Annotated in this window: 11 protein-coding genes; 3 read left to right on the plus strand and 8 right to left on the minus strand. The window is 41.9% G+C overall.

Annotated elements, in window-relative coordinates:
- Positions 1-204: 204 nt before the first annotated feature.
- Complete coding sequence (locus tag V7K49_RS19310) at positions 205-1,809, plus strand: serine/threonine-protein kinase (protein ID WP_334872089.1); 1,605 nt, start codon at positions 205-207, stop codon at positions 1,807-1,809.
- A gap of 166 nt (positions 1,810-1,975) precedes the next feature.
- Here the strand turns inward: V7K49_RS19310 and V7K49_RS19315 are convergent, their stop codons facing one another.
- From V7K49_RS19315 to V7K49_RS19340, 6 genes are all read right to left on the minus strand, one after another.
- On the minus strand, positions 1,976-2,878 hold the full coding sequence (locus tag V7K49_RS19315) for an MBL fold metallo-hydrolase (protein ID WP_334872090.1): 903 nt from the start codon (positions 2,876-2,878) through the stop codon (positions 1,976-1,978).
- 11 nt (positions 2,879-2,889) lie between these two features.
- Complete coding sequence (gene panD / locus V7K49_RS19320) at positions 2,890-3,273, minus strand: aspartate 1-decarboxylase (RefSeq protein ID WP_273769423.1); 384 nt, start codon at positions 3,271-3,273, stop codon at positions 2,890-2,892.
- A gap of 119 nt (positions 3,274-3,392) precedes the next feature.
- Positions 3,393-3,905 (minus strand): inorganic diphosphatase, encoded by a 513-nt coding sequence (locus tag V7K49_RS19325; RefSeq protein ID WP_335206926.1) that lies wholly within the window; start codon positions 3,903-3,905, stop codon positions 3,393-3,395.
- A 610-nt stretch (positions 3,906-4,515) separates the two neighbouring features.
- A complete protein-coding gene (locus V7K49_RS19330; protein ID WP_334872095.1) occupies positions 4,516-4,704 on the minus strand; it encodes a hypothetical protein in 189 nt (62 codons plus the stop codon).
- 1,097 nt (positions 4,705-5,801) lie between these two features.
- A complete protein-coding gene (locus V7K49_RS19335; protein ID WP_335206927.1) occupies positions 5,802-6,773 on the minus strand; it encodes a DUF362 domain-containing protein in 972 nt (323 codons plus the stop codon).
- A gap of 192 nt (positions 6,774-6,965) precedes the next feature.
- The gene (locus V7K49_RS19340) at positions 6,966-8,387 is read right to left on the minus strand and encodes an aspartate ammonia-lyase (RefSeq protein ID WP_335206928.1); all 1,422 of its coding nucleotides are present in this window, start codon (positions 8,385-8,387) and stop codon (positions 6,966-6,968) included.
- A 137-nt stretch (positions 8,388-8,524) separates the two neighbouring features.
- Between V7K49_RS19340 and pgsA the strand changes: the two genes are divergently transcribed.
- Both pgsA and V7K49_RS19350 read left to right on the plus strand, forming a co-directional pair.
- Positions 8,525-9,067: a CDP-diacylglycerol--glycerol-3-phosphate 3-phosphatidyltransferase gene (gene pgsA, locus V7K49_RS19345; RefSeq protein ID WP_335206929.1), complete on the plus strand. Its 543-nt coding sequence runs from the start codon at positions 8,525-8,527 to the stop codon at positions 9,065-9,067.
- Between the two features lie 132 nt (positions 9,068-9,199).
- A complete protein-coding gene (locus V7K49_RS19350) occupies positions 9,200-10,096 on the plus strand; it encodes a S66 peptidase family protein (protein ID WP_335206930.1) in 897 nt (298 codons plus the stop codon).
- A gap of 118 nt (positions 10,097-10,214) precedes the next feature.
- Here V7K49_RS19350 and V7K49_RS19355 read toward each other — a convergent pair whose 3' ends face one another.
- Positions 10,215-10,364 (minus strand): hypothetical protein, encoded by a 150-nt coding sequence (locus V7K49_RS19355; RefSeq protein ID WP_334796460.1) that lies wholly within the window; start codon positions 10,362-10,364, stop codon positions 10,215-10,217.
- A gap of 571 nt (positions 10,365-10,935) precedes the next feature.
- Complete coding sequence (locus V7K49_RS19360; protein ID WP_334872106.1) at positions 10,936-12,000, minus strand: glycosyltransferase family 4 protein; 1,065 nt, start codon at positions 11,998-12,000, stop codon at positions 10,936-10,938.
- Positions 12,001-12,316 lie beyond the last annotated feature (316 nt).

Below are 12,316 nucleotides of genomic sequence, written 5' to 3' on the forward strand. Positions count from 1 at the left end.
AAAAGGAGATCAAACACTAGTTGTTGGTATAAATATAATAAATCAGCTTACTTAGGCGATCGCTTTACGTAATACCAGTTAAACTTTAGGAACTCTTCAAAGGATTTCCAGCAAAAATTACCTGGCAAGAGTTGATTAATATCTAAATAATTGAAAGGGAGTATAACACTCACCGTGATTATTCGTGCAGCGAGTTGACAGTGCATGAGCTACTGCTTAAATCCTACCTGTCCCAATCCAGAAAATTTGGTAAATAGCCAAAGGTGTCAGTCTTGTGGCTCGCAACTACTGTTGCGTTCGCGCTATCAGGTGATCAAACCATTAGGTCAGGGTGGCTTTGGAGCAACCTTCTTGGCCGATGATCAAGGCTTACCAGGAGAACCGAGTTGTGTAATTAAGCAATTACGCCCATCAGGAAGCACCCCACACGTTTTACAGATGGCCAGAGAACTCTTTGAGCGAGAAGCCAAAACCCTAGGTAAGATTGGCAATCATCCCCAAGTACCAAGGTTGTTAGACTATTTTGAAGATCATGAACAATTCTACTTAGTTCAAGAATATATCAGTGGTGATACTTTGCAGGAGGAGGTCAAACTTAACGGTATCTTGAGCGAAACTGGAGTCAAGCAATTCTTAAGCGAGATTCTGCCACTACTGCAATATATCCATGAGCAAAAGGTGATTCACCGTGATATCAAGCCAGCCAACTTAATTCGCCGCACTCAAGATGCCAGAATGGTACTCATTGACTTTGGCGCTGTCAAAGACCAAGTCACTCAAGGTGCGACGAGTCAATCAGGACAAACAGTATTAACTGCATATGCCATTGGCACTCCTGGTTTTGCACCTCCAGAGCAAATGGCTATGCGTCCAGTCTACGCCAGCGATATCTATGCACTGGGGGTGACATGCATTTATTTACTGACTGGCAAAACTCCTAAAGATTTAGATTACAATCCCAACACTGGCGAGATGATGTGGGAGCGGCTTGTGCAAGTGAGTGACCACTTGAGCAATGTATTGCGAAAAATGTTAGACGTGTCTGTACGTAGTCGCTATCAGTCAGCGGCAGAAGTTCTCAGAGCATTGGAAATAGAACCATACTTAGAAAGTTTAGCAAAGGGTTTACTGATTAAATCAGATAGTGGATATAAAGAGCGAACACACAACTACCTGGAAAATTCTGCTGTTTTATGTAACAACTCCTCTACTGCTGTTACCAGTGTAGGAGTGGCACAGGTAGCGGCAGCAATTCGCGCTAGACGAGCTAAGGCAGCGGAAGCGGCTGGATTACACCAGAGTTCTGGGATGGCCAAATCAACGACTTTAGCTAACAGCAACAGCAATGGTTCGCAAGTTCAAAATTCTAAAGTTGAGCGGAAGTTAGATACCCAAGGTTTATTAACAGCCTATTTGAAGGGAAGACGGGATTTTGCCCTACACAATTTAAGTTTGCTGAATCTACAAAGTGCTGACTTATCCCAAACAAATTTCCATTCCGCTCAATTGCAAAAAACCAATCTCCAGGGAGCTAATCTCCACAATAGTGACTTTGGCAGAGCTAGCCTCACTCAAGCAAATCTCAAGGATGCTAATTTGAGCAAAGCATACTTTAACCATGCTGATTTAGAAGGGGCAGACCTCCGAGGCGCAGACCTCAGCAATGCTTATCTCAGCAATGCTAACCTCCGAGGAGCTAATCTATGTGGTGCTAATCTCACCAGTGCCAAAATTTCTGATGAGCAGCTAGCACTAGCAAAAACAAATTGGATGACCGTGCGCCCTAATGGTAAACGAGGTTTATTGTAAGTTGAAAGTTTAGATTTGGGAGCCAGTCACTTGCTCTGGCTCTCAGACTAGTTCCCTCCTTAAAAAGAAGGAAAGGGAGGAAATCAAATCTTAAACTGAACTGTTGGCATCCTACCCCTCTCCTCCCTCATCTCCCCCTTGGCGATGCTCTGCCAACGAGTGAAAATCACTTACCAACAGTTAAAACTAGACCCTCATAGGCTACTATTGCTTCAGGAAAGGCAGATTTAACATCGACTTGAACCTGGTCAAGAAAATCATCATGGTCATCTGGGTGATGATGAGAAATGGCTAACCGTTGCACACCAGCATTCAGAGCTGCATTCACCGCAGCTTGCCAGAGTAAATCAGCAGAGTCATGGTTGTGAGAGGTAGGGGGAGTGTAAGTGGCATTGGCAATCAGCAAGTCAACGCCTTTAATAAACTGTAAAATCCGCTCTTGCTCTAGTTGATCAGCATTCTGGTGCAAATCCGTGACGTAGGCAACACTATACTCTTGCCAAGTAACTCGGTAGCCAACTGACCGCTGAGTTTGATTAATTAATGCAGTTGTAATCGTCACATCATCTAGCTTCACATCACTTTCTGAAGTCAGATTGTAAAACTGCAATTCCGACTGCATTACCTGTAAAGGGTAAGGAAAGTGTGGCTGGAGCATCTGGTCATACAGACATTGTTTGATTGAGGCTCCATTTGAGGCAGCTGTGCCGTAAATGTGAAAACAATTTTCCACAATAAATGCTGGAGCAAAAAAGGGAAACCCTTGAATACGATTTGATTGGCAGTTGCTAAAAAATAAATGGGCTTCTAGTGGCTGTTGTAATTCTTGCCAAATTTTCCCCAGTATACGTAAGCCAGTACCGCCATCAAAAATCAAGCGTTTCCCAGCTACATGCATTTCTACACAAGCGGTATTACCACCATAACGACTGGTATTGCTACTTGGAGTGGGAATCAAACCTCTTACACCCCAAAATTGCACGAGAAATTCACCTGCTGGGCTACTTGGCAGGGTAGATGACTTTTCAGGTATGTAGCTCTGGGAACCCGACAACTCAAAATTTGACATTTTTCTTGAAATTAGACCTTACTGAGCAGGTCATCGTAGCGCCGCACTTCCAACAGCCTGTTTTTTTCGTCCACAATGACTACCGTAGGAGAGTAACTTTTTAACTCTTCTGGAGTGAACTGCCCGTACGTCATTATAATCAAGCGATCGCCAATAATGCCTAGACGTGCCGCAGCCCCATTTAGCTCAATTACTCCTGAATGGGCTGGAGCCGGGATCGCATAGGTAATAAAGCGCTGACCGTTGGCATTATTAACTACTTGCACCTGCTCATAGGGTAAGATACCAGCTTTTTCCAAAAGGATTTCATCGATGCTGATACTACCCACGTAGTTGATATTTGCCCCCGTGAGGGTGCAGTTATGAATTTTTGCCAAAAGGAGAGTGCGCTGCATTTAGGTTTGGGATTGGTGGCAGTTTTTGCGATCCGTAACAAGCGGAAGTCATTAAAGTGAGGAGTTCGGAATAAAAATTCATAATTCTTAACTCCTAACTCCTAACCCTAACTCTTCTATTATCCTCTATAAGCTTTGACGGATTTTTCTACTAAAGCTGCAACTTTGTCCACATCTTGCCAACCGAGAATTTCAGTCACCTTTTTTTCCAAATTTTTATAACTACGGAAAAATTCGGCAATTTCATCTAAGCGGTGTGGCGCTAAGTCCTTCAGTGATTTCACCTGAGTGTAGCGCGGATCTTTGTCAGGAACACAAAGGATTTTCTCATCGCGATCGCCACCGTCAATCATCTCCAAGAAGCCAATCGGTCGTGCAGCAATAATACAACCTGGAAAGGTTGGCTCGTCAATTATGACCATACCATCTAGGGGATCGCCATCTTCAGCCAAAGTATTGGGTACAAAGCCGTAGTCGTATGGATATTGTACCGAGGAATAAAGTACTCGGTCTAGAGCAAAAGCTTCTAGTTCCTTGTCGTATTCGTATTTATTTTTACTTCCGCCAATAATTTCAATCAGAACGTTGATTAGACCCGGTTTTGGTTGGGCAGGAATACGAGATAAATCCACAAAAAACTCCTCTGATAACAGTGAATCATGGGGGCACTCAGTCAGCTTCGCTCCCCGTGTAGAATTTTAGGGCAATATGGATCTCTTCCCAAGGTATTTATTCCAGGGTATGGGGCACTTGTACTGAGCGAACGCAAGAGCGTCTGGTAGAGAAGCCGTTGGCGCAGCCTCTCCAAGAGTTGTATTGGTTATTTCTCCATCATCCTCCAATACTTCTGGCTTTGTGCATTTTTAACTTGGAATTGGGTTTGGGGAAAAGGTTTTGGGGTAAGGGTTAAAGGTTTTTTCTTTCCCCTTTTCCCCAAAACCCAAGAAGTATTGCCTCATCGCCCTCATGCCCAGTTCCCTTGAATTAGCCAAAAAATGAAAAAAGCGTTGCCAAGTTTCCTCGCAACGCTTTTTCCAAAAGGGTATTATTCTTTCCCGCCCTTGATTGCTGTTAAAGGGATTTCTGCCCCTATGCTGTGAATACAACTGAAATCTGGAGTCACACAATACAGATTTCAGCTTATTCCTGATGAACTACATTCAAATCTACAGAGATTTTCTCAAAATCAGTTTTCTTTTTTTTGTAGCTCTCCTGCTGGTGAAATGCTACTGGAAAGCTTTATCAATCTTGACTTCCTTTGAGGTTTTGGATCAGGGGTTGCTGGTTATTTTGAACATTAGTTGAAGAATAGTGGGCAATGACAAACACGGGTAGGGTGAGAGTCAATAGAGCGATCGCAGTTCCCACAATGTCTGCCAAACGTTGGGAATATGTGTCGGTAGAATTGGCAGACTGGCTATTTGAATTCATACAAAATTGAAGTTCTTCGTAACACTGTGTAGGTCTACTCTCTTATCGAGAGTTTTAATGCTATTTTTAAACTGTAAAATGTCTAGCATTCTCCAATCTAAACCAGTTTTGCAACTGTCATAATAGCGTTTTTATACATGGACTTCTTAATACAAAGTTACAAATAAACAAATTATGTTTTATTTTGTAATTAATATTTTCAGATGTTTCCCTGTATAGTGTAAACGTTCGCATACCTAAAGCTAACTTTAACAGCATCATAAATTACATTTTTTCGCTGTTTAAAGATTAATTAGCAAAATGTATTTGTCCGATACTTCATGATTATAACATCCTACAACGCCTTTGATAAGGTCATTTTACTGGAATTGCTAATTTGTGATACAGGATACAAAACCGCAAAAGCACTGAATATGTGTCAGTCCTTTTGATTGTTATACAGTAGTTATACACAAAATATTTGACACCAGAGAATAAATGGTAGGAATGATTTTTGTAACCAATTATAACTACCGAATAAATACAGATACATCAACTGTGTCGTGCAGCATGGATTCAGTGATACCACTAAACAAATATTTCAGAATTTAAATTTTAAATTCTATGTAATATCACAGGAATTTTGTCGATCTATATATAGGTAGAATAAAAAGCGTTTTAGAAGGTGGCGTAGACCTGTAGCGGGTTATCGGCAAACTTTGCTCATATCTGAACAAAATACCCAATCCCAATTTTCAGATCCTAAATCCATATAAGTTTTTGGATAAATCAAAATCTAAGACGAGAAATTATATAACAAATTAATCAGTCAAAAAAACCGCCACTAACTATGATAGGGCGGTCTGGTTAAAGTCTGGTTAAGCAATCGGAGGGTAATTACAGATTACTCTGCTAATAAATGAAATTGCTGTAACGAAGTTTGCACTTGTAAATTAGGGATTGGGCATTGGGTATGGGGCATGGTTATTCTCCTTGTCTCCCTTATCTCCCCCACTCTCTAGTACAACACGGCGGAAATAAACATACCATTTCAAATGGCGCAAGAGCAAGGAATACAATTCTTTTGACTTTTGACTTTTGACTTCCGCCTTGCGGTACTAGTTCCTTCCGTAAACACTCATTGGTTCCTTGATAAATCGGGTGTAAAGATGCTTAAACGTAGACTTAATGACGCGGGGCATACCAAAATCGATGGGCATTAACTTGTCTGGTAGCCGCCAATCTTCTATTTTTAATAAGTCAGGATTTAAATGCGGAAACTCTATGGCAGCAAGTTCTGGACAAACTCCTAGCCTTTGGGAAGCTGCAACTGTGGGCACTTGTTCAGGAGGAACATTGAGGATTTCTACCATTGCCCGATCTAAGGCAAATATATCTGATGCGGCTGCTAAAATGCCCAGGTGGCGAGGTTCACCATTACTGGGGCCATTTCCTTCATGACCGATGATGCCATCTAATATGGTTAAGTTAGGGTTAATTGCCCTAGCAGTTTCTACTAACATTTCACCAAATCTATTCGCGTCTTTTCCAGCTTCCATGTGCCACCAAGCTTTCATTTTGCCGGGGACGCAACCAAACAAGTTTTTTACGCCTAGTGTTAATGTCAACTGCATATGTGATTTCACTTTCGGTAGGTTAATCACTACGTCTGCTTCCATTGCTTGTTTAGACAGCCGGAGATGGTTAAAATTGTCACTAACGGTTTGGTAACGCTGACCGTGAAAATCGATGATCGGAAGATTGAGTTCTTCTAAAATAGGCAGATAGCCGTTTGCTACTGCTACGCCCTTGGCACTGCCAAAAGCAGGACTATCCCCCAAAAATGGTTTACCGCCAACCTCAATTACCATCTGGGCAACTTCGTAAACTAGTTCGGCACGGGTGATACACTCTTTACCAGGACGCGTTCCTGTAAGTAGATTCGGTTTGAGTAAAACGCGATCGCCTTTTTTCACAAACGCTGCTATTCCTCCAAAAGGTTCCAGGAGAATGACTAAAGATTCTCGTAAAGCCTCTTGTTCGTAAGATGTAGCCCGAATGAGACTAACAGATGGTTTTTGAGTCTGCATGGATAATAAATAGGGGATAGAGGAAGTGGAGAGAAATCAATTTAAAATTCAAAATTCAAAATTGTTCGCGTAGCGTCTCGTAGAGAAGAAAAAGACTGGGGGAGGTGTAGCTTTAGCTTTCTACAGCGTAGGAGATGAGGGAGACAAGGAGGACAAGGGGGGAATAACCCATGCCCCATGCCCCATAACCTATTATTCTGTTCTCAGCGGTAAGATACCACTCATTTTTTCTAGATTTAACACTGTGGCTAAGTCTGTTTCACTCATCAATCCTCGTTCTAAAACAATTTGGCGCAGGGATTTGCCACTTTCTAAAGATTCTTTAGCGACAGCTGCGGCATTTAAATAACCGATGTGGGTATTTAGTGCGGTTACTAAAGCTAAACTGCCTTCAGCGGATGCTAAACAACGTTCCCGGTTGGCTGTAATTCCCTGGATGCAGCGTTCGGTGAGTGCAGCGATGGTATTGCCGAGAATTTCGATACTGTGAATCAAGTTATAGGCAATCAGCGGCATCATCACATTTAATTCTAATTGTCCGGCTTGTGCGGCTAAAGCGATCGCACTGTCGTAACCCATCACCTGAAAACACACCATTGATGTCATCTCTGCCATCACTGGGTTATATTTCCCTGGCATAATTGAGGAACCGGGTTGCACTGGGGGGAGTTGAATTTCTTTCAAGCCTGTTTTTGGCCCCGAATCCATCAGCCGTAAATCGTGAGATATTTTGACTAAATCCTGCGCTAAGTTGCGTAAAGCACCGGAAACATTTACAAATGGTGCCATACTCTGCATTGCTGCCATCAGGTGGGGTGCAGGTTCTAAAGGAGTGTCAATCAATTCTGAGAGAACTTCCACTACACGGGCGCGATACAGAGGATGAGTATTTAACCCCGTTCCGGCTGCACTACCTCCCAAACCTAGCACCATCAAATCACCAGAGGCGGTGTAAATCCGGTTTTGGTGTTCTGCAAGAATTTGTGCCCAAGCCCGAAAATTTTCACCCAAACGCACGGGTACTGCGTCCTGCAAGTGGGTTCTACCAGATTTGACGATATCTTGAAATTCTACAGCTTTTTTTTCTAAGGCTGCGATCGCCCCATCTATTGCTGGGTGTAATGTCTTGGATAATGCCAATAAACCACCAATGCGAATTGCAGTAGGAATCACATCATTGGTAGACTGACCATAATTAACGTGGTCATTAGGACTAACACGTTTGTAATTGCCCTTTTCTTCACCAAGAATTTCTAAGGCGCGATTTGCCAGAACTTCGTTGAGATTCATGTGGTGGGATGTTCCAGCACCCGCCTGATAAACATCCACGACAAATTGATCGCGGAACTTTCCAGCCAGGATTTCATCAGCTGCTTGAACAATCGCCTGACTAATATCTTGAGGAATGCAATTCAGTTCACCATTCACAATTGCTGTAGCTTTTTTAATAATCAAACCAGCATCTACGTAAGTGAATAAAGGCTTGATGCCGCTAATTGGAAAGTTTTCGATTGCCCGCAGCGTCTGGATGCCGTAATAAACGCTACTAGCGATTTGGCGATCGCCCATCGAATCGCGTTCGATGCGGAATTGGGAGTCTGTGTGTTCAGTCATAGTATTGTTTTAGGAGAGCTACAGAAAACAGATTTTCCCACGCAGGCAGACTCAGATACACTAATCTGCATAGATTTTGCATATTTGCTTGGCTGCTTGTTGCTTTACACTTGTTAATTTTGAGTTTTGAATTCCCTATGACTATACCCAACTGGATTACCTTCTCTCGCCTATTGGGGATACCATTTCTGCTTTACGGTTTATATAATCCCACACCTCAAGCTAAGTGGATATGTTTGGCGATTTTTCTCATTGCTGCATTGACTGATTGGTTAGACGGCTATTTAGCGCGGAAACTCAACCAAATTAGTGAATTGGGTAAATTTCTTGATCCCTTAGTGGATAAACTTCTGGTACTTGCGCCGTTGCTGGTTTTTATTGAACTAGGAATAGTGCCGGCTTGGGGAGTATTCCTGATTTTAGCGCGAGAATTAGCGATCGCTGGTTGGCGTGTGAATCAAACAACGATTACGGGGGCAAATATTTGGGGTAAACTCAAAACTGTTAGTCAAATAGTCGCGATCGCACTTCTGATTGCACCCCTACCTGAAGTGGGGCAAATTCCCTCTCGGATTGCCTTTTGGATTTCTGTGGGCTTGACATTAATCTCTGGGGCAATTTACCTGATACCGCAAAATCCAACTCAGGAAAATACACAGTTAGATACAAAGCAAACCTAAAATAAAACCACTGTGCGATCGCTTTGAAAAATGATTCAACAAAATTTTATAAGAGTTATGAGGTATAGTCTTTATTCTTAACTCCTGTACAGACGCGATTAATCGCGTCTCTCCAAACCCCTAACTTTTTTCATGCCATCCAAAATCTTACCACCGCCCCTGAAACCTGGTGACTTATTACGAGTAATTGCCCCTAGTGGTGCTTTGCGAGAATTTGAGGCATTTGGGCGGAGTGTAGAAATTTGGCGAGCGCGTGGTTATCGAGTAGAAATCACTCCCCAGATAGATGACCAATGTGGTTATTTGGCGGGGACAGATGAAAACCGTCGTCACCAGCTCGCAGCAGCATGGCAAGATCCTGATTGTCGTGGTATTCTCTGTGCCAAAGGCGGTTTTGGCAGCACCCGTATCTTAGAAGATTGGAATTGGCTAAACTCAGGGCTTCCCAAGTGGCTCATCGGATTTTCTGATATCACAGCTTTATTATGGAGCCTTTATATAGCAGGATTTTCTGGCGTTCACGCTCCCGTGCTGACGACTTTGGCAGATGAACCAGATTGGTCAATTGAGCGATTATTCAATTTGGTGGAAGGTTTCCCTCTCGCCCCTCTCAAAGGTTGCGGTTGGGGTGGTGGTGCAGTTAATGGTATTTTATTACCAGGTAATCTCACGGTGGCTACTCACCTTTTAGGTACACCAATCCTGCCGCATCTGGATGGTGTAATTCTGGCCTTGGAGGATGTTACGGAAGCACCTTATCGGATTGACAGGATGCTGACACAGTGGCGTTTGAGCGGTGCTTTGTCTCAAGTCTGCGGTATTGCTTTGGGAGGGTTTAGTCGCTGTGAAGCGCCGCCAACTGTGCCTAGCTTTAGTGTAGAAGAAGTATTGCGCGATCGCTTGGGCGATTTAAATATTCCGATTGTCTCTGATTTGCCTTTTGGTCATGATAGTCCCAATGCAGCTTTGCCAGTGGGTGTAGAAGCAACTTTAAATGGGGATGCGGGGATATTAGCGATCGCGCCATAGTTTCCCGCAAATATAGACAACCTTCTGTAAAAAGGTTGCCTATCTTATTTATCCACGATAATCTGAGAACATCATTTTAAATCCAAGTCTCTCGTTAGTCAAACTAGCTAGAGGCTTTTTATTTGAGCAAGTAACCAACATAACCAGCAAAAAACAGCTTTGAAAACTCATAGAGTATTGACCTAGCTTGATTGTCAGCTACAGATTGCATAGCTAACACCACAAAAATTACAGCGAACATTGTAAACAAAACTGTTTGTTTGTTCATAAGCTTTTTCAGTTATGAGTCTTGAATTTAACTGAAGTTAAATCTAAGTCAGATTATATAGAAAGGGATTTTAAAAGTGGGAGCTTTTTTAGGAAATCCGACAACTTTAAGAAATCCGACAACTTTAGTTGTTTTATTGACTAGTTAAATAGAGATTAACATAGCTAATCCACGCCGCAAGTGAATTTTTGCTTATTAACTTATTTTTTATTTGCTCAAATAGAGAATATTTTTTATTGCAATTCCGGAAAAACTTGATTTAATCGTGTTCTTTGTTGTTTCAATAGATATCGATTGTGCAGTTTCAGCAAAATAAAAATACTGTGTTTTTCTACAGATTTTTTTTTAAGCAGTAGTACTCTTTCCATTAATCTAGGTCACACCTGTACTACACTCTTGCAGCATCATTATCATTATGCACCACAAGAGCCAAAGCATTTTATGACCTGGGGTGTTATTTGTTTTATTCAGTTCTAGTGGTCTGGTAGGGAATGCGGGTCGCGGGTCTACGGTTAGTAGGCAAACTCTAGAGTTATGCTGTCTAGACGTTTGCACATCATATACATAGAGTTTATTCACAATTATTATCATAGTTTCTCAGAATTTTTTGAAACCACTCTTCTGTGCGATCGCCCATAGCTTCTAAAGAATACAGAGTTTCTGCTTGCTGGCGACAAGCTTGGCGGTCAATTTCATCCAAATGTTGAATCGCTTCTACTAAACCTTGGACACTATCAGGTTCCACCAAAAAACCAGTTTTGCTTTCTTGGACAATTTCTGTTAAACCACCCCGACGATAAGCAATTAAAGGCACTCCACAAGCAAGCGCCTCTATTGCTACATTTCCAAATGCTTCTATCCAACGAGGAGTTACTAAAAGTGCTCGACATTGACCTAACTTTTTTTGTAACTCAACCGTTGGTAAAAATCCGACATATTCTATGGGAGCATCAGGGTATTGTTGACAAATCTTCTCCCAGTAAGATACATCCTGTTTTAACCCAAATATTTTCAGTGTAATTCCCATTATTTCTGCTGCTGCTACTGCATCTTCTAGCCCTTTTTCAGGAGCTATCCTACCTACCCATGCCAAACTCTGAGTTGGTTCCTGACAAAACTGATAAATAGATAAATCCATGCCATTTAACAGACAAATACACCGTCCTGCAAATGTGAAAGTTGCTGCCTGTGTTTGACTGTGAACACCGATACTACCCGGAAAATTGATTGCTACTTGTTCAATCATCTGATCCATTGCATCTGTCAAAGAACCCATACTGATCAGATGTGCGATTGCACAGTTAAAAAATGGTGTTAAATACAGTGGCAACCAATCATAAGCAAAATTAACAATCAAATCATAATCTGCCTGGACTTGGCGAGCATAATCCCACATATTCGCTAAAACAGAATTTTTATGCAGGAAAACTGGATCACTACGACTCTGATTTTGTGCTGGTATCTGTATTAGTTCTCCGGGAATTTCTCTAATAGGTAATGAATTACTGATAGACCCTTGCGGTGCAACAATTTCTAATTTATGTCCTCGCCGCAGCATCTCTGTAGCAATATTAGATAGGGTCAACTCTACTCCACCTCCCAATCCTGAACCTAGCGGACCCATTGGGGTAGACATAAATAATAATTTATGGTACATTTTCGTCGTTAATATATTTTCATAAACATCATTTTTTCACCTAAACAACGTATTTATTGGGTTTTGTGATCGCGAGCATAATTTTGATTAGAATGAATCATTGAGTCAGGACGCAGCCTGTAAAAGTAAAGGGGATATGTATAGTAGCCCATTTTTTCACTAGTTACAGATGTAACTATTACTCATCCTACAAAAATTGTCATCAAATAACTGCTGCAAGATGTTAGCTTCCCACGGGTGCGTTTTTCGCTCCTGCGACATCCTCTAAGAAACACATTCAACTTGAAAACTTCAA

Source organism: Nostoc sp. (assembly GCF_036919675.1).
GTDB lineage: Bacteria > Cyanobacteriota > Cyanobacteriia > Cyanobacteriales > Nostocaceae > Nostoc.